The following is a 17,666-nucleotide window of genomic DNA, read 5'->3' on the forward strand; positions in this document are numbered from 1 at the left end:
TCAGTTTGCACAGCTGGTTGTTAAAGAGCGGCGGGCCGGCAGGAAAATCATTCAACTCCGAATGATTTTCCTGCCGGCCCACCGCTCTGTTTAGGTGCTTACATCCCGCCGCCGGGAGGCGGGCCCCCGCCGGGCTGGCCGAAGCCGCCCGGGCCCCGGCGGCGCTCCGTGGGCGCATCATCGGGCAGGGCGTCTCCACGGCCGTTGCTGCCCGCGTAGCTGCGGATATTGTAGGTGAACATGAGCATGAAGTAGCGCTGCAGAATGTTGGTTTGCACGTCCTCAGTGTAGGCGGCCGTAATGTTGCGCTGGATGCTGTTGTTCTGGCCCAGTAAGTCGAAGGCGTACAGCTTCACTTCCGCCTGCTGCTTCGGTCCGATTTTTTTGCCCACCGAGGCGTTCCAGAGCACAAAGTTCTGGTTGAAGCCCGCCGACAGGCCCGAGTACAGCTGGTGGTTTACATCCGACTGCACGGTGATGCCCTGGGTGATAATCCAGCTGAAGCGCAGGGCCGTATTCTGGCGGAAATACTGGCTGTTAAGCTGCTGGCGCAGGGTATTGCGCACGTAGCTCTGGCTGGAATTGCTGCTTAAGGTGAAATCGAGCTGGGGGCTGATGTTGCTGCTCAGGGCCACGCCCAGCCCGGCAGTGGGCGTGCGGCTGTAGTTCAATTCTCCGAATACCAGCCCCGGCGTTTGGGAGTAGGTGCCGTTGGCGTTGATGTTCAGGTTGGACTTGATGAAGGCCAGCGGCAGGCTGTAGTTCACGAAGGAGCGCAGGGAGTACTGCTGGTCCAGGTTGACGGGGCGCGTGAGCTGGCCACCGGCCGGAATGGTGATGTTGTCGACGGTGATGGGGGCGGTGCCGGCGTAAATGGTGTTATTGGTGATGTAGCGGTTCACGTAGGAGCCGCCCAGCAGGGCAAAAAACGAGGTCGACTTTTCGGGCACGGCCGAGGAGTAGCGCAGAAACAGGTTGTGGCGGGTTTCCTGACGCAGATTGGGGTTGCCGGTGGTCAGCTGCAGCGGATTGGCGTTGTTTACCACTTCCTGCAACTGGCTGATGCTGGGTGGGTTGGTATTGGAGCGGTAGTTCAGACGCAGGTTCTGCTGCCTGGAGAAGTTGTAGCGCACCTGGGCATTAGGCAGCACATTCAGGAAGCTGCGGCGGGTGCTGCCGAGGCGCGGAAACTCCTGGTCACTGCGAAGCTGAGCGTTTTGCACCGCCGCCCCCACTGCCCACTGGAAATCCTTGGTTTGGTAGCGGTACGTCACTTCCCCAGAGTTGGTCAGGTACCGGCTCTGGAATACGCTGCTGAGTGTGTCGTTCAGGATGTTGTACTGCTGCTCGCCGGGCGAGAAGTTGTAGGTGCGCTTATCGGAGTCGTTGGGCGTGTAGTTGACGGAGTAGGCTAGCTGCAGAATGCTTTTCAGCCCGATAGGCTCGGTGTAGTTCACGTTGCCCGTCCAGGCCCAGCCGGTTTGCTCCAGCTCCGAAAACTGGTTCAGCAGCGTAGTCTGGGGCTGGCCGCCGCGGAATAACGTCGTGCTCGACAACAGGTTATTGTCGCCGTTCTTGTCGTTGTAGGTGGTGTTCACGCCCAACGAGAAGGTGCGGCCCCGGCGCTGAAACCGGTGGCGGTACAGCAACTGATTGGCGGCCGTAATACCCGTCAGAGCCGAGCGGAAGGAACTGTTATTGGCGCCCTGGTCGGTGTTGGTAGCGTCGGAGTTCACCTGGAAGGTGTTGCCGTTGAGCAGGCTGTTGCCCGTGTTGCGCTGCACCGAGAGGCTGGGCCGCCACAGCAAGGAGTTCAGGGAATCAAACTTGTGCTCCAGCCGAAAGTTGAAGCGGTTGTTGATGTTGCGGCTGGTGTTCAGCGAGAGTTCATTGTAGCGCAAATCCTGGGTTTGGCCGCTGGGAGCCACGTAGCGGCGCAGCAGGTTGGTGCGGCTGGTGTTGTCGCTCAGGTTCACAAAGTAGCTGCCCTGCACCTCGGTTTTGGTGCCCCACACGTCGGAGTAGTTCAGGCCCAGGGCGTGGGTTTTGCTGATGCCGCCCTGCTGGCTCACCAGAAAGTCTCCCGAATTATTGCCGCCTCCGCCGCCGAAGTTTCCACCCCCGCCACCCACGCGGCCGCCGCCCTGGCCCCGCTGGCCCTGGCCGCCCCCGCCACCCTGGCGCGAGGAGCCCACTACGCCCAGCAAATCCTCGGTGCCGAAGTTCTGCTCGTTCACGTTATTGCTCTGGGCCACCACGGAAAACCGCTGCTTGCCCTTGAACACGTTCAGGTTGCCACTCAGGCGGTACCGGTCGTCCTGGGGGCCGTAGCCGGCCAGCACCCGCCCAAACTTGCCGTTGCGGAAGCTGGGCTTGGTGATGATGTTGATGGTTTTCTGCTGGTTGCCATCGTCGAAGCCCGTAAACTGGCTCTGGTCCGAGGACCGGTCGTACACCTGAATCTTGTCGATAACTTCGGCCGGAATGTTTTTGAGCACAGCGTCCGGGTCGTTGCCGAAAAACTCCTTGCCATCCACCAGCACCCGCTGCACCTGCTCGCCCTGGGCCTGCACCTTGCCGGTGCCGGGGTCCACGGTTACGCCGGGCATTTTGGTGATAAGGTCCTGGGCGTTGGCATCGGGGTTGGTTTTGTAGGAGCCGGCGTTGAACTGGGCCGTGTCGCCCTTCTGGACGGCGGCCGCCGCTTTGCCCACCACTTCCACACCCTTCAGGGCAATGCCGCCCCCGGCCTGGAGCGTGAGGCTTCCTAGGTTGAGCGGCGCGCCACTTACCTCCACGGTGCGCCGCAGGTTCTGATACCCCAGAAACGAAACCGACAGCACGTAACGGCCCGTTGGTACGCCCGCTACCGAGAAAGAGCCATCGGCCTCCACGGCCGCGCCCCGCTTGGTGGAGTCGGGTATCTGGGTGAGCAGCACGTTGGCCCCAATCAGCGGCGACTGGTCTTTGGCATCCAGCACCCGGCCGCTTACCGTGGTGGTTTGGGCCTGCGCCACGCCCATACAGGCCGTGAGCAAAAGCAAAATCAGGAGGAAAGGTCTGAGCATTGGTCGGAAAGGATATACTACAGTGGCAATAGACGCAAAACCGGCGCCGGCGTTTAGCTTGCAGGACCTTTCCGGTGAGAAAAAACCGACCAACCCCGCGCTATCATCCCCTAAAGCCGCCGCTTTTACCGCTTGCGCACCAATAGTAATCCGTCGCGCAAGGGCAGAAACACGTTTTCTACCCGCTCGTCGGCCTGCACCTTATCATTGAAGGCCCGCACCGCAAACGTGTCCTTGTCCGATGGTTTTACCGGATACTCATCCAACACCTTGCCGCCCCACAGCACATTGTCAATCAGCAGAAACCCGCCGGGCCGCACCTGCGGCAGCACCAGCTCATAGTAGGTGTCGTTGTTGATTTTGTCGGCGTCGATGAACACCAAATCCCAGGTTTCGGTCAGCGCAGGCACAAGTTCCCGGGCATTACCGATGTGTAGCTGAATCCGGTTTTCCTCGCCAGCCTCCCGCACGTAGCGTCGAATGCGGGTTTCCAGCTCCGGGTTCTGCTCCACGGTGTGCAATAGCCCATCCGTCGTTAGCCCTTCCGCCAAACACAGCGCCGAGTAGCCCGTGAACGTGCCCAGCTCCAGCACCCGCCGCGGCCGTACCATGTGGCTCAGCATACTCAGCAACCTACCTTGAGCATGGCCGCTGAGCATGCGCGCGTGGAGCAGCTGTACGTGCGTTTCGCGGTTGAGGCGGGCCAGCAGCGGGCTTTCGGGCGTGGTGTGGCGGTCAGCGTAGCGTTGGGCGTCGTCGGGGGAGTACATCAGGGGGCTTGGTAAATATGACGCCGATGGTAGCGGGCCCATTCTACTTTGAGGCGATGATCTGGGTGAACCTGCAAAGCACCCGGCAAACCCTGCAGATTGAACTGGTCATCCAGGCTCCAGGTACCCATATCCAGGAGCACATGGTGGTTAGGACACAGGCACAGCAGGTTGTCAAGCGTATCAGGGCCATGATGCGGGGCGCCGAGTGGCTGAAGATGCGCCGCTTCGGCATAGGGCCGAGCGTGGTTTGCCAGTCTTTCTAAGCAAACCTGACAGTGAAAATCGTACAACCGCTTTACCCGCAGCATCAGGCTGGTGTCGCGGACCAAGCGGTTTACGCTGGTGGTAATGCGCGGCGCTGGCCGATACACGGCGGCCGGCTCCTGCACTTGAAAGGCAGCAGGTGCCGGCAGCACCTGTTCCGGTAGTTGTTCCAGTAAAAACCGCCAGATCATAAAGCCGGAGCGGCCCCGCTCGTATGAGCAACGGGCAACGCTGTATAGCCCAGCATATTCATAATACCAGGATGAGCGCGCTTTGGCCGGACGAATCTGGCGGATTACCCGAACGGGAGTTTGCTGCTCGAAGCTGCGGTGCAACGCCAGATTACCACCAGTTAGCGTCTGATCCGCCACCTGCGTGCCTTGCGAGTTGCCGCCTTCGCCCGTGTATAAAATGGTGCCGCCAGCATCCCAGTCATCCTCGTAGCCTCCGGAAAGCACAATGGCTTCGGCCGGAAAGCCGGCAATGGAGGAAATGCCTTTCATCCGGTCACGGTGAATTCCGGCCGCCTGCACCTCGTGGCGGTTTAAGAACTCATGGCCCGGCCTGATAGCAGGCACTGCTCCTAGATATACTGGATTCGGACTAGGCATGGCAAGGTTACTCCGGCACGTACTGCAACACGCTCAGGTTCTCGTCCGTCAGAATGTCGTTGGCCAGCTCCAGCAGCTGCGGAGCCGTGATGCGGCGTACCTGCTCGAAGATTTCGTTGATGCTTTCCACCCGGCCAATATCCAGGGTGCTTTTGGCCAGCAGCTGCATGAGGCCGCCGTTGCTTTCCTCGGCCATGGCCAGCTGGCCCATCAGCTGCTCCTTGGAGGTGTGCAGCTGGGAGGTGCCTAGCGTCTGCTCCCGCAGCTTCTTCAGCTCCTTTTGCACCAACGAGATAGTACGGTTCACCTGCTTCTTCTCCGTGCCGAAGTAGATGCCGAACAGGCCCGTGTCGGTGTAGGGCGAGTAGGTAGCATCAATGGTATATACCAGGCCGTACTTCTCGCGCACGGCCAGGTTGAGGCGGGAGTTCATCCCGGGGCCGCCCAGCAGGTTGCTCAGCAGGAAAAACGGAATCCGCCGCTCGTCGTGCAGGGCGTAGGCGGGGCCCCCAATCAGGCAGTGGGCCTGGGTAATGGGTTTACGCTCCAGGCGCTCCAGACGCTGGTAGCCGCTGAACGAGAGCCGGGGCCGGGCGCCCAGCCGGGCCGGCAAGGGAGCCAGAAACTTATCGGCCAGGCGCTTCACTTCCTTGAAAGGCAGGTTGCTCACCGAGCTGAACACCAGCCGGTCGGTGCGCACGTTTTCCTGGAGGAAAGCGTAAAAATCGGCCTGCTGGAAGCCCGACACACTCTCGCGGGTACCCAGAATATTGTGGCCCAGGGAGTGCCGGGCAAATACCACGTCGTCGAAGTCGTCGATGATGGCGTCCTCGGGGGCATCGTGGTACATGGCCATTTCCTCCAGAATCACCCCGCGCTCCTTCTCAATTTCCTTCTCGGGGAAAGTGGAGTTAAACGTCAGGTCGGTCAGCAACTCGAAAGCCCGCTCAAAATGGGTGCTGAGCAGGGAGGCGTAAAAGCAGATTTTCTCCTTGGTGGTGTAGGCGTTCAGCTCTCCACCCACGGTTTCGAGGCGGTTGAGAATGTGGAAGCTCTTGCGCTTCTCAGTGCCCTTGAAAGCCATGTGCTCCCAGAAGTGCGCCAGCCCCAGCTGGTGAGGTTTCTCGTCGCGGGAGCCAATATCCAGCAGGAAGCCGCAATGCGCAATTTTGGTGTGCAGAACTTGTTTATGCAGAACCCGGATGCCGTTGGGCAACTCGTACAGGTCGTAATCGGACATTTGATGGGGACTTAGGAACTTGGGGGCGTAGGGACTTGGTGGAGGTGCCAAGCACTGCCCCGGCCCTGTATAACCATGTCACCCGGCATGTAGTTGCAAAGGTAGGGGCGGTGAAATTGTGAAGTGGTGAGTTTGTGAAATCAGGGCGTCATTTTGAAGGGAGTGAAATGCCTTTTTGCGTACAGATGGGTCGTGCAGCAATGTTCTAGCCTATGTAGGATTCTTAGCTTCGCTCAGGATGACGCCCTGATTTCACAAACTCACCACTTCACAATCTCACCGTTTCCGCCTCGGCCAGCACGGCCAGCAGCTGCTGGGTGCGAATACCGTGGGCGCAGTGGAAATGGCCCAGCGGACATTTGCGGTAGCCGTGCAGGCCGCAGGGCCGGCATTCCAGTTCCTCTTCCAGCTCTACCACGCGCGAGAACGGACTTAGCGGCCCAAACCCGAAAAACGGTACCGTGGAGCAATACACCGCGCATACGGGCGCACCCACGGCCGAGCAGAGGTGCATGGGGGCCGAGTCGTTCACGTAGTTGAGCACCGCCCCGCGCATGAGGGCCGCCGAAGCAAGCAAGGAAAGTTTGCCCGATAGATTGACGACGCCCGGCCGCTGGGTGCGCTCCAGCAGCTGCTGGCAGGTGGCCGTGTCGGGGGGGCCACCCAGCAGGTACACGGTGTACTGCGGAGGCAGGGCAGCCAGCAGCTTCAGCCACTGCTCCTCCGGAAACTGCTTGGTAAACCACACTGAGGTAGGGGCAAGGCAGATGTAAGGCCCCGCAGCCGCGTAGGAGGCCGCAGTGGCTTCATCAGTGGGGGTAGGGTAGAGGCGGGGCGGCACCACCGGGCCTTCGTAGGCGGGGCTGAGCAGATGCAGATTGCGCGACACCTCATGCACGCCGGCTGCTACCACGTGCGGAATGGCCCGCGTAAACCGAAATGCCAGCGGGTTTTTCTCAAAGCCAATGCGTTCCGGAGCCCCCGAAAAGGCAGTTAGAAACCCGGTGCTGGCAAACCGCTGCAGGGTAACCACCCGCCCGTACTTCGTCTGCCGGATTTGCTTGAGCAGTTGCCAAAGGCCGCCGTATTTGTTGGTCTTCTTATCCCAGATAAGCACTTGGCGCACGTGGGGGTGGTGTTGCACCAGGCCTTCGTTGCCCTTGCGTACCAGAAAATCAACCGGGGTGGCGGGCTCCGTTTGGTGCAGATACTCCAGCAGCGCCGTGGCCAGAATCACGTCGCCAATGAAGGCAGTCTGAATCAACAGAATGGCGGGTGGGGCAGCGGGTTCGGGCATAATACAATATCAGGCCACAAAGATACCAGTTCAGCGCAGGCTCACCACCTTTTCGTCTTATTACTCGATGAAGGCAGGAGCCGCCTGTGATGAACAGCAAGCTGTAGCCGGTACCCGGAAGCCGCCTGCTTCTGCCTAACTTGGCCCGGCCGCTTCGGCGGCTACCTTTGGTTTCCGTTTGTGTCACTCATTTTGCTCTGCCGCCCATGCGCTACGGCTCTATTTCGTCCGACCTGTTTACTGAGAACCGCCGCCGCTTCCGTGAGCAGCTGCCGCCTGCCTCATTGGCTATTTTTCACTCCAATGATGTAATGCCGACCAACGCCGACGGCACCATGGCCTTCCGCCAGAATAATGACCTGTTTTACCTCTCCGGCGTAGATCAGGAGGAAAGCATTCTGGTTATTTTTCCGGATGCCGTGCTGCCCCAATACCGGGAAATCCTGTTCCTGAAGGAAACCAGTGAGCATATTCTGGTGTGGGAAGGCTACAAGCTCACCAAAGACCAGGCCCGCGAACAGTCGGGGGTGCCCACCATTATGTGGCTGGACTCCTTTAAGAGTGTGCTGCCGGCCCTGATGAACGAGGCCGAAAACGTGTACCTCAACTCCAACGAGCACATTCGGGCCGTGGTGGAGGTGGAAACCCGTGACGCCCGCTTTATCAAGTGGATAAAAGAGGCTTACCCCTTGCACCAGTACCGCCGCGTGGCCCGCATCATGCACCAGCTACGCGCCATCAAGAGCCCCGAGGAAATCCGGCTGATGCAGCGTGCCGCCGACATCACCGAAAAAGCCTTCCGCCGCCTGCTGGGCTTTGTGCAGCCAGGCGTGATGGAGTACGAAATTGAGGCCGAAATCTTTCACGAGTTTCTGCGCAATGCCTCCCGGGGCCCGGCCTACGGCAGCATCATTGCCTCCGGCGAAAACGCCTGCATTCTGCACTACGTCAGCAACGACCGGGAGTGCAAGGACGGCGACGTGCTGCTCATGGACTTTGGGGCCGAGTACGCCAACTACGCCGCCGACCTGTCCCGCTCCATTCCGGTGAACGGCACGTTCACCAAGCGCCAGCGCGAGGTGTACGAGGCCGTGCTCAGCGTGATGAAGTTTGCCACGGCCCGCCTGGTGCCCGGCGGCAGCATTGAAGAGTACCACGCCGCCGTGGGCCAGTTTATGGAGCAGCAGCTCATCAAGCTGGATTTGCTCAGTGAGCAGGACGTGCGCAACCAGAACCCGGCCGCTCCGCTCTATAAGAAGTACTTCATGCACGGCACCAGCCACTACCTGGGCTTGGATGTGCACGATGTGGGCTTCAAGTACCGCACCTTCGAGCCGGGCATGGTGTACACCGTGGAGCCGGGCATTTATATCCGGGAAGAAGGGCTGGGCATCCGCCTCGAAAACGACATTCTCATCACCCAAACCGGCAACGACGACCTGATGAAGAATATTCCGCTGGAGGCCGCCGACATTGAGCGGCTGATGCGGCGGTAAGCGGACGTAGTAGTGCCTGAGCTGAGTAAAAAGCCCCGCGCTCCAGACCAGGAGCGCGGGGCTTTTTTAATTTTTTTCTGGCAAACTTTTCTGGCTCAACTGGTGAAGACCCGCGTAGCCGATAATGGCCCGTTGATAGCTGTAAGTAAGTATATAACTTATTGAATATGTAACAATTAAAGCAATGCCGTTGAGGTGAAAAAGGTGCCTGTTTGGGCGCAGGGCAACTTTATTGCCTGAGGGTAGGTATAGGCGGGTAGTCCGGAGCATGGCCGACTACAGGCGTTTTGCTTCCAGCTAAGCCATTTCTTCCACCTAATTTCGCCCTCATGAGACACCTTTTAGCAACCTCAACGGCCCTGGGTCTGACGCTTCTGGCGGCAGCTCCGCGGGCTCAGGCCCAGACGGCCGACCGGAAGACGGCCATTGGCCTCAACGTAAGCGCCATGCAGTATAAGGGCAATTTCGGCTCTGACTACTGGAAGTTTGGTGAGAACAAATATGCTCCCGGTATCACCTTTAGCCGCTACATTTCCCAGGGGCTTGACGTGCAGCTGAGCGGCAATTACGTGGAATTCAAAAAGGATGCTCCGGCCGGTGCACCGTATTTCGGTAGCAACTTTGCCACCAACGTGGTAAACGTAAATCTGGGCCTGAAATTCAAGCTATTTAAGGATGACTCTCCCGTGCGGCCCTACCTGCTGGCGGCTCCGGGCCTTACCTACACGAGCCGTGAGGGAACCATCAACCGCAACGGCACGAGCACCAACATTGCCAACGACAAAAACCACTTCGACCTGTTTGGCGCGGCTGGTATCGACTTCCACTTGGGGGAGGCGGTAACCCTGTTTGTGCAAACTGGCCAGCACGTGCCGCTGAACGCCAACATCGACGGCGACCCGGTTCGGGATGATAACAAGTTTGATGACCGGTTTCTGCAGCATACCGTGGGCCTGAACATTGCCCTGGGCAAAGCCAAGGATACCGACGGTGACGGCGTGCCCGACCGCAAAGACAAATGCCCTGACACTCCCAGCGGCGTGGCCGTGGACGAAAACGGCTGCCCCCTCGATGGCGACAAGGACGGGGTGCCGGATTACCAGGATCAGTGCCCCACGGAAGCTGGTACCGCCGCTATGCAAGGCTGCCCCGACCGTGACGGTGATGGTGTAGCCGATAAAGACGACCAGTGCCCCGACCAGGCTGGCCTGCCCGCCCTGCGCGGTTGCCCCGATGCCGACGGTGACGGCGTAGCGGATGCCGCCGATAAATGCCCCGATACCCCGCGTGGTACCCAGGTAGATGCCAACGGTTGCCCGCTGGTAGTGGACGCCGACGGTGACGGTATTCCGGACTCGGCCGACAAATGCCCCGACACCCCCCGTGGTGCCAAGGTAGACGCCAATGGCTGCCCTATGGAAATTGACCCAGGCGTGCGCAAGCTGGAGCAACCCGTCCGCTTTGAAACCAACAGCACCGTTATCAAGCGCACCTCCTACGGCACGCTCGATAAAATGGTGAAAGCCCTGAAAGACCACCCCGAGTACAGCCTGCGCGTAATTGGCCACGCCGATTCCCGTGGTACCGACGAGTACAACCAAGCTCTGTCGGAACGCCGTGCCAGTTCGGTGAAGCGCTACTTTACCGGCAAGCAAGTTGACCCCGCCCGCGTGGTTACTGAAGGTCGTGGTGAGTCGGAGCCTGCTGCGCCGAACACTTCCGCCTCCGGCATGTCGCAAAACCGTCGGGTAGAGTTCAAGTTTGAATTCTTCATCCCCGACGCTCCCCAGCCCTAAGCTGCCGGAGTAACCAACCTACAAAAGCGGCGTACCACTTGGTGCGCCGCTTTTTTTGTCCGCCTGCGCCCTTTTTCTCTCTCCGTTCATTCTATTTTCTGTTCCCATGAAACTTCGTTCTTCCTCCTTGCTGCTTGCGGTGGTTTTATTGCTGCTAGCCGGTTGCCGGGCCAGCGGCCCGGGCAATCCGGCCCGCACCGTGGCTGAGTTCTTCAACAAATACGAAAACCGCCCCGGCTTCAAAGCCACCGACTGGAACGCCGGGCTTGGCACCCGCTTTATTCTGGGCCGGCTGGGCAAGCTGGGCGGCGGCACTGACCTTACCCAGGCGTTGTCCTCTATTCGTGCGGCGCGCATCATTACCTTCACCCCAACCAGCAACTCGGCCCGTGACCTGGTAACTGAGGGCTTGAACCGGGAAGTTGACGGCCTGCTGGCCAACGAGCGGTACACCCCCCTGACCACCACCAACTCCGATATGCCCAACCAAATGCGGTACTCAGTGCGGGAGCAGGGTGGCAAAGTGACGGAGTTTGTAGCCGTAGGGAAGCAGGAAAGCACCGACTCCTTTGTGCTGATGTCGGTGGCCGGTAGTTTTACCAAAGAGCAAGTAGCCGAACTCGGCAAGGTGCTGCCCAGCGTTATCAGGGAGTAGTAGAGTACGTATTCCCCTGGTCATTCTAAGCAAAGCGAAGGACCTTACCGCGTTAAACGAGTCGTTTGCACGATAGTCGTTTCAACGCGGTAAGGTCCTTCGCTTTGCTCAGGATAACAGGAGCAACTACTCCTCAGCTCTCCCTCAGAACTCCAGCGTATTCAGGAAAAAGACGTCACGGCCGGGGCCTTTCTCGGGGCGCACATGCTGATAGCCCACGGCCAGAAACCGACTGCCATACCATTCCATTAGGTGTTCCTGGGTGGTTTCGCTGGTTTTGTCGGTGGGGTTGGGCGTTTTTAGCTTCACCTCCCAGTCGTTAGGGGTATCGGCAGCGCGGTCTACTATCTTGTAGTGAAAGTCCTCATCTTTTAAATAAGCCATAGCCATACGCTGCCCATCCCGGAAGGGCCGGATGCGCACAGTTTCCTGCAACTGAAAGTGGTCCACTTCTTTGAGAAGGAAGGAATTATCCCAGAGCAGGTTGCCCTGGCGGTCGAAGCCGCAGATGAGGGCGTGCGTGGTGCGGAAGCCCTCGGAGCCGCGGCGCGTATTGTAAAAGTTGTTGTAGCGCGAAGGGTAGCCAAAACCGTTGTAGCCAGGCAGCAGGCCATAGCTGTAGGGGGAGGTCCAGTTGGTGGAGTTGGCATAGCGCGGATAATACACTTCTGATACTAGCACGAAACCCTCTGGGGTGGGCAGCATATCGTGCATGAGCAGCTGAAAACGGTGGCGGTACTGCCGGTCAGAGGCTTTAAGCCGGGCACTGCGCTGCCGCATCCGGGCCAGGCGGGCAGGCTTCATAAAGTCGAAGAAGTGCTTGAAATTCAGAAAGTCGTAGAAGCGCAGGGAGCGACGCTGGCCAGTGGGGGTTACACCGGCCGTAAGGTCGGAGGCAAACAGGCCCTGGGAATAGCGCGAGTCGCGGAGGGTATAGGTACCGGCCAGCAGGCGCGCGGCACTGTCGCCGGGGCTGAGTTGCGCATCCAGCAGGCCCCGCTCACTGCCGGCCTGCACAAACTCCGAGCGAATCAGCCGCCCACCCTCGTCCAGCTGCTTTAACTGCAGCCGCGACTTAAACCCGTTGGACTCACTCAGAATCAGCTCGGCGCGCTTGGTTACCGAATCGGCCAGAAAGGTGAAGCGGGCGGGCAGAGGTTCAAACACCGAGGGCAGGAACTGGAACTGAGCCGTGTGCAAGTCCAGCAGCAGAATGGTTAGGTGCTGGTCCACTTCCACGGTTACAAATAAGTTGCCATCCAGCGCCTTCAGCTCCTGAATTCCGCGGGCGCGCTTGGTCTTGAACTCGCCAGTGCCCAGTTCGCCGGTGCGGGTATCATAGGCCGCCACCCACAACGTGGCCGGGTCGAGGCCACTGAATACGGCGTACACATCAGTACCCTCGGCGCAGATGCGCTGGAAATCATAGCCGCGCGGTACGGGTATATCTACCTTGCTCTGGGGCTGCAGCGCGTGGTTGAACTTCTGGAAGAAAAACTCTGGCTTGCCGGCTATGCGCGGGTCGCGCTCCACCAGCACCACCACGCTGCTATCCTCGGCAATGGGCTGCACCTGCACATCACTGTTGTGGGTGGCCAGCTCCAGCTCGGCGCGGTAGGTTTGCTGGGGCTCGAAGGGGGGCTTGGCCGCGGGTGACTTTTGCGCATACCCCCCCACGCCACTGGCCAGAAAGCAGAAGAACAGGTACAGGTATTTCATACAGGCAAGTGGGAAAGTGGCCGAAGGCTGCTGAACTCTAGGAAGATACTGCGAAACTCGCGCATGACCTAACACGCCGCCTGGTAATTAGATGCCCGAAACGCGTAAAATGCACACGGCCCACCCATTTTTTTTGGGTGGGCCGGGCTAGGGCAATTCACATGTGCAGCTGGTTGCAGGGGAAAGGTGTTGCGGCAACCAGCCTGGGTGTACCCGCGTGGCAGCAAGCCGCTGGGCTGGTGGGCGTAGGCTAGTTGCCCAGTTCCACTAGGGTGTCAAACTCCTCGGGCCGTAGGGCCATTACGGAGAGGCGGGACTGGCGCAGCAGACCAATCTGGCTGAGGCGGGAATCCTGCTTGATTTGAGCCAGGGTAACGGGCCGGGCGAAAGGCTGCTGAGGCTGCAAGTGTACTGCTACCCAACCGCTACCGGCTTCGGCGGTGGCATCAGGGGCGGCCGGGGCGGCCACTTGGGCAATGCCAACTACCTGCTTATCGGTTACGCTGTGGTAGTACAGTACCAGGTCGCCGGGCTGCATCTGTTGCAGAAAGTTGCGGGCCTGAAAGTTGCGCACCCCGGTCCAGTCGGTACCCCCGTCGCGCACGAAATCAGCCCACGAGTACGCGGCGGGTTCGGATTTAACAAGCCAGTAGTTCACGTAGTCGGTCAGTCAGAGTGAGAGAATGACGCAAAAGTACCACGGCGCTGCTAGCCGGCCTTCGCAGGTTGCGCCCTACTCCCGGCGGGCCTCCATTTTGTCGGCGTCCACGGCTTTCACGCGCAGCACGTAGCCCGGCCGCTGCGGATCAAGAAACTGAATGCGGTAGGTGGTGGTGCTGAGCTGCTGCCAGGTGCCGGGGTAGTCCACCACTCCATCGGCGGGGCCCAGACCCGACTCCACGAACGTATGGTCGGGGTTCAACTGCATAACCTCGTAACGCCAGCCCGGCTCAGCCAGGTTGGTAGGTGTGTACGTGGAGTAGCCTTGCTGGGCGGGCCGAAACGTGTTGTGCCAGCGTGGCCCAATTACAGCGTCCGGAGAAACCGGGTTATCATCTTTCTGACAGGCGGTAGCCAGTAGCATGGCTCCCAGCAAGGATACAGTAGCGAAGCGCATACGAGTCGGCATAAATCAGTGAACAGTCTACCAAAGAGAGGCCTGGTATCTGCCGAAAGGTTGCAACCCGGCTTACTGTTCCACGCGGCGCACTTTCAGCACGTTATTCTCCAACGATACCACTTCCAGCTTGTAGTCGGGGTCCTTTTTATCGTCGAGGGTGATGCGCAGGGTATGGTCATTTTCGGCAGCCCAGCGGCCTTTGCGCCCCTCAATACCATCGGTGGGGGCAATATCATACTGCGTAAACAGGCCATTATGCTCAAAGGCAAACCCAGTGCGCCCCCGGGAGGGCGGGAAGGCGTAGGTATTGGGTCGGTACACGCGCACGTCGCCCTGGTCTTCCTCATGGGCGTGCAGCCAGGTGCGCTCCAGCTGCTTGAGCTGACTGGCTGCTTTGGAATCGGGTTTGCAAGTGGCGGCCAGCAGTACTATGCTCAGGGAGGCCAGCAGAGAAAATAAACGCATAAGCAGGAGAAGTAAGCCGTTACCAGTGAAACGGGACTGGGCGCAAGGTAGTTTATTGGTTGGTAGTTGTTTGTTGCTGGGTGATTATCCGTAGGCCCTGGTGCTGGACGAGGCGGAGAGCAGCAGGGCCATCCGGGTGCCGCCGGGGCTGGCTGTTGCACTTCGCCAAACCGGCCGTCCACAAACAAGCAACCACCAGCAAGTAACAACCACCAACCATCCTACCTTTGCCGTCCTATGGATAACCGCGCCCTCATCCGAGCTTTCCGCCTTACTGCCCAGCTACTGGAACTGCACGAGGAAAACCCGTTTAAAATCCGGGCCTACGAAGGCACGGTGAATGCCCTGGAGCAACTAACGGTGCCCGTGGCCGATATTGAGCGCCACGGCCTGCCCGACCGCACTGGCCTGAGCAAAACTGCCGCCGCCAAAGTAGCCGAGCTCCTCGATACGGGCTCGTTTGAGGAGCTAACCCGCCTGCTGGCGGCCACCCCGCCCGGCGTGGTGGAGCTGCTGAAGATAAAAGGCATCGGCCCCAAAAAAATCCGTAGCCTGTGGAAGGAGTTAGGCATTGAAAGTGCCGAGCAGCTGCGCGTAGCGGCCCAGAACAACGAGGTCAGCAAGCTGAAAGGCTTCGGACAAAAAACCCAGCAAGCCATTCTGGAAGCCCTGGAATTCACTGACCAAAGCCGGGGTAAGCTGCTGTACCCCCAGGCCGAAGCACTGGCTGAAGACCTGCAGAACCGCTTGGCCGCCACGGCGGGCATCGGGCAGGCAACCGTGGTAGGGGAGGTGCGCCGCCGCCTCGAAACCATTGAAACCATTACGCTGGTAGCCGCCACTACCCAGCCCGCTGCCGCGCATCAGCTGCTTAAGAGCCTGGATGGCCTCACGCCCGATCCGCGCCGCAGCGGCCCCCTGGCCTGGCGCGGCACGGCCACCGAATCGGGGGTGAAAGTGGAGGTACTGCTGACGTCGCCGACGGAGTATACCAATGAAGTGCTGTTGCATTCTGCCGCCGCTGCTCACCTCAATGAGGTAGTAACGGAGGAAGCCCGCTCCGGTCAGCCCAACACACTGCGTCATTGGCTAAAGCGGGAGCAGTTCAGCTCGGAGCAGGCCCTGTACGAGCGGGCCGGCTTGCAGTACGTGGAGCCCGAGTTGCGCGAGGGACTGGGCGAGTTGGCGCTGGCCCGCGCCGGCAAGCTGCCCCGGTTGCTGGAAGACCAGGACCTGCGCGGCTCCTTGCACAACCACAGCACTTACTCCGACGGCAGTCACAGCCTGCGCGAAATGGCCACCTTCCTGCAAGGCCAGGGCTATGAGTACCTGGGTATCTGCGACCATTCGCAGGCGGCGCACTACGCCAACGGCCTGCCACCGGAGCGGGTGCGCCAGCAGCAGCAGGAAATCGACGAGCTGAACCGGGAGTTAGCCCCGTTCCGCATCTTCAAGGGCATTGAATCGGACATTCTTTCCGATGGTTCCCTGGATTATCCGCCGGCCGTGCTCGAAACTTTCGACTTTATCGTGGCTTCGGTGCACAGCAACCTCAAAATGGATGAGCAAAAGGCCACCACTCGGGTACTGCGCGCCATCGAAAACCCGTACACTACCATGCTGGGCCACCCCACCGGCCGCTTGCTGCTGCGCCGCGAAGGATACCCACTCAACCACAAAGCCGTCATCGACGCCTGCGCCCAGCACAACGTCATCATCGAAATCAACGCCAACCCCTGGCGCCTCGACCTGGACTGGCGCTGGGTACACTACGCCCTGGACAAAGGCGTGCAGCTCAGCATCAACCCCGATGCCCACCACACCAACGGCTACGCCGATATGCGCTACGGCGTGCTGATGGGGCGTAAAGGCGGCCTAACCAAGGATATGACGTTCAATGCTAAATCGGCGGCGGAAGTGGCCGAGTACTTCGCCCGGCGCAAAGCCGCCATCAAGCCCCCGTTGGAATTCAAGGACTCGTTGTTTGGATAGTCTGGTTGCCAGGTGGTGGTGGTCAGTTGGTAGCTCGTTCTGGTTACCGGTGTGACCTTGGCAACAAACAACTGGCAACCAGCACCTGATAACTGGCAACTGATGCTTATGAAAATTCTCGTTCTGCGCTTTTCCTCCATCGGGGATATTGTGCTGACTACGCCCGTGGTGCGCGGCCTCAAGCAGCAGGTGCCGGGGGCCGAGGTACACTACGCCACTAAACCGGCTTTTCGCGGTATTCTGGCGGCCAACCCTTACGTGGACAAAGTACACTGCCTCACGGGCACCCTGGCGGAGCTGGTGGCCGAGCTGCGGGCCGAACAATTCGATTTCGTGGTGGATTTGCACCACAACCTGCGCACCACGCTGCTCAAGGCCCGGCTGGGTGTAAAATCCCGAAGCTTCGATAAGCTCAACTGGCGCAAGTGGCTGCTGGTGAACCTGAAAATGGACACCCTGCCCCGGGTGCATATTGTGGAGCGGTACCTGGCCGCCGCCGCGCCCCTGGGCGTGCGCCCCGACGGGCAGGGTCTCGACTATTTCATCCCGCCCGCCGATGAGGTGGATATCCGGGTTGCGCTGCCGCCGGCGTTTCAGCGCGGGTACGTGGCCTTTGCCATCGGGGCCCAGCACGCCACCAAGCGCCTGCCCGTGGAGCGCATCATTGAGCTGTGCGGGCTGCTGCGGCGGCCGGTGCTGCTGCTGGGCGGCCCCACCGACGAAACCACCGGCCACGTAGTGGAGCTGGCCTTCGATCAGGGCGCGGCCGTTTCCCCGCCCGCGCCCGCCCGCATCCCCGACAGCCCCTACTACTTCCCCGCCCCCGCTGCCCCCGCCCCGGCCACCATCATCTACAACGCCTGCGGCAAGTTCAGCCTCAACCAATCGGCCTCCCTGGTGCGGCAGGCCAGCCTGGTGGTCAGCCACGATACCGGCCTGATGCACATTGCCGCCGCGTTTCACAAGGAAATCATCAGCGTGTGGGGCAACACGGTGCCGGAGTTTGGCATGTACCCCTACCGCACCAGTTTCCGGGTGCTGGAGGTGAGAGGCCTGGATTGCCGGCCCTGCTCCAAAATCGGCTACGAGCAATGCCCCAAAGGCCATTTCCGCTGCATGCGCGACATTCGGTTCGATCTGGATTTGCCCGCCGGCGTGTAGCCGCGTGCC

The 17,666-nt window shown here is 60.1% G+C and carries 14 protein-coding genes; 5 read left to right on the top strand and 9 right to left on the bottom strand.

What is annotated here, in order from left to right; translation table 11 throughout:
• Positions 1–98: 98 nt before the first annotated feature.
• The 5 genes from ROI90_RS15950 to ROI90_RS15970 form a co-directional block, all read right to left on the bottom strand.
• Complete coding sequence (locus ROI90_RS15950; protein ID WP_315999353.1) at positions 99–3,068, bottom strand: TonB-dependent receptor; 2,970 nt, start codon at positions 3,066–3,068, stop codon at positions 99–101.
• A 125-nt stretch (positions 3,069–3,193) separates the two neighbouring features.
• Entirely contained in the window at positions 3,194–3,838 is a 645-nt protein-coding gene (locus ROI90_RS15955; RefSeq protein ID WP_315999354.1) for an O-methyltransferase, read from the bottom strand.
• Positions 3,838–4,683, bottom strand: coding sequence for a YDG/SRA domain-containing protein (locus tag ROI90_RS15960; protein WP_315999355.1), 846 nt, complete (start codon positions 4,681–4,683; stop codon positions 3,838–3,840). The genes ROI90_RS15955 and ROI90_RS15960 overlap by 1 nt, the downstream gene beginning before the upstream one ends.
• Positions 4,684–4,723: 40 nt before the next feature.
• Positions 4,724–5,956 carry a M16 family metallopeptidase gene (locus ROI90_RS15965; protein ID WP_315999356.1) on the bottom strand — a complete coding sequence of 411 codons (1,233 nt, stop codon included), beginning with the start codon at positions 5,954–5,956 and terminating at the stop codon, positions 4,724–4,726.
• Between the two features lie 268 nt (positions 5,957–6,224).
• Positions 6,225–7,253, bottom strand: a complete 1,029-nt coding sequence (locus tag ROI90_RS15970; protein ID WP_315999357.1) for a glycosyltransferase family 9 protein — start codon at positions 7,251–7,253, stop codon at positions 6,225–6,227.
• Positions 7,254–7,459: 206 nt separating this feature from the next.
• On the opposite strand from ROI90_RS15970, the gene ROI90_RS15975 reads away from it, so the two are divergent.
• From ROI90_RS15975 to ROI90_RS15985, 3 genes are all read left to right on the top strand, one after another.
• Positions 7,460–8,749 carry an aminopeptidase P N-terminal domain-containing protein gene (locus tag ROI90_RS15975; protein WP_315999358.1) on the top strand — a complete coding sequence of 430 codons (1,290 nt, stop codon included), beginning with the start codon at positions 7,460–7,462 and terminating at the stop codon, positions 8,747–8,749.
• A 329-nt stretch (positions 8,750–9,078) separates the two neighbouring features.
• Positions 9,079–10,545, top strand: a complete 1,467-nt coding sequence (locus ROI90_RS15980; RefSeq protein WP_315999359.1) for an OmpA family protein — start codon at positions 9,079–9,081, stop codon at positions 10,543–10,545.
• 106 nt (positions 10,546–10,651) lie between these two features.
• Positions 10,652–11,200, top strand: a complete 549-nt coding sequence (locus tag ROI90_RS15985) for a DUF4252 domain-containing protein (protein ID WP_315999360.1) — start codon at positions 10,652–10,654, stop codon at positions 11,198–11,200.
• A 144-nt stretch (positions 11,201–11,344) separates the two neighbouring features.
• On the opposite strand, the gene ROI90_RS15990 is transcribed toward ROI90_RS15985, so the two are convergent.
• The 4 genes from ROI90_RS15990 to ROI90_RS16005 all read right to left on the bottom strand — a co-directional run bounded on the left by ROI90_RS15990 (position 11,345) and on the right by ROI90_RS16005 (position 14,504).
• Entirely contained in the window at positions 11,345–12,919 is a 1,575-nt protein-coding gene (locus ROI90_RS15990) for a hypothetical protein (RefSeq protein ID WP_315999361.1), read from the bottom strand.
• A gap of 250 nt (positions 12,920–13,169) precedes the next feature.
• Positions 13,170–13,577 (bottom strand): EVE domain-containing protein, encoded by a 408-nt coding sequence (locus ROI90_RS15995; RefSeq protein WP_315999362.1) that lies wholly within the window; start codon positions 13,575–13,577, stop codon positions 13,170–13,172.
• Positions 13,578–13,652: 75 nt separating this feature from the next.
• Positions 13,653–14,036 carry a hypothetical protein gene (locus ROI90_RS16000; protein WP_315999363.1) on the bottom strand — a complete coding sequence of 128 codons (384 nt, stop codon included), beginning with the start codon at positions 14,034–14,036 and terminating at the stop codon, positions 13,653–13,655.
• Positions 14,037–14,108: 72 nt separating this feature from the next.
• On the bottom strand, positions 14,109–14,504 hold the full coding sequence (locus tag ROI90_RS16005) for a hypothetical protein (protein ID WP_315999364.1): 396 nt from the start codon (positions 14,502–14,504) through the stop codon (positions 14,109–14,111).
• Positions 14,505–14,741: 237 nt separating this feature from the next.
• Here ROI90_RS16005 and ROI90_RS16010 point away from each other — a divergent pair, with 237 nt between their 5' ends.
• Together ROI90_RS16010 and ROI90_RS16015 are read left to right on the top strand one after the other, a co-directional pair.
• On the top strand, positions 14,742–16,496 hold the full coding sequence (locus ROI90_RS16010) for a helix-hairpin-helix domain-containing protein (protein ID WP_315999365.1): 1,755 nt from the start codon (positions 14,742–14,744) through the stop codon (positions 16,494–16,496).
• Between the two features lie 108 nt (positions 16,497–16,604).
• Positions 16,605–17,657: a glycosyltransferase family 9 protein gene (locus tag ROI90_RS16015; RefSeq protein WP_315999366.1), complete on the top strand. Its 1,053-nt coding sequence runs from the start codon at positions 16,605–16,607 to the stop codon at positions 17,655–17,657.
• The last annotated feature ends 9 nt before the right edge of the window (positions 17,658–17,666 follow it).

Origin of the sequence: Hymenobacter endophyticus (assembly GCF_032464715.1) — a bacterium.
In the GTDB taxonomy this organism is placed as follows: Bacteria; Bacteroidota; Bacteroidia; order Cytophagales; family Hymenobacteraceae; genus Hymenobacter; species Hymenobacter endophyticus.

What these genes read in the sequence shown, in the direction of transcription:
- ROI90_RS15965 (WP_315999356.1), bottom strand. Translation starts at nt 5,956, where the DNA reads ATGTCCGATTACGACCTGTACGAGTTGCCCAACGGCATCCGGGTTCTG.
- ROI90_RS15980 (WP_315999359.1), top strand. Translation starts at nt 9,079, where the DNA reads ATGAGACACCTTTTAGCAACCTCAACGGCCCTGGGTCTGACGCTTCTG.
- ROI90_RS16010 (WP_315999365.1), top strand. Translation starts at nt 14,742, where the DNA reads ATGGATAACCGCGCCCTCATCCGAGCTTTCCGCCTTACTGCCCAGCTA.
- ROI90_RS16000 (WP_315999363.1), bottom strand. Translation starts at nt 14,036, where the DNA reads ATGCGCTTCGCTACTGTATCCTTGCTGGGAGCCATGCTACTGGCTACC.
- ROI90_RS16015 (WP_315999366.1), top strand. Translation starts at nt 16,605, where the DNA reads ATGAAAATTCTCGTTCTGCGCTTTTCCTCCATCGGGGATATTGTGCTG.
- ROI90_RS15970 (WP_315999357.1), bottom strand. Translation starts at nt 7,253, where the DNA reads ATGCCCGAACCCGCTGCCCCACCCGCCATTCTGTTGATTCAGACTGCC.
- ROI90_RS15985 (WP_315999360.1), top strand. Translation starts at nt 10,652, where the DNA reads ATGAAACTTCGTTCTTCCTCCTTGCTGCTTGCGGTGGTTTTATTGCTG.
- ROI90_RS15955 (WP_315999354.1), bottom strand. Translation starts at nt 3,838, where the DNA reads ATGTACTCCCCCGACGACGCCCAACGCTACGCTGACCGCCACACCACG.
- ROI90_RS15975 (WP_315999358.1), top strand. Translation starts at nt 7,460, where the DNA reads ATGCGCTACGGCTCTATTTCGTCCGACCTGTTTACTGAGAACCGCCGC.
- ROI90_RS15950 (WP_315999353.1), bottom strand. Translation starts at nt 3,068, where the DNA reads ATGCTCAGACCTTTCCTCCTGATTTTGCTTTTGCTCACGGCCTGTATG.
- ROI90_RS16005 (WP_315999364.1), bottom strand. Translation starts at nt 14,504, where the DNA reads ATGCGTTTATTTTCTCTGCTGGCCTCCCTGAGCATAGTACTGCTGGCC.
- ROI90_RS15990 (WP_315999361.1), bottom strand. Translation starts at nt 12,919, where the DNA reads ATGAAATACCTGTACCTGTTCTTCTGCTTTCTGGCCAGTGGCGTGGGG.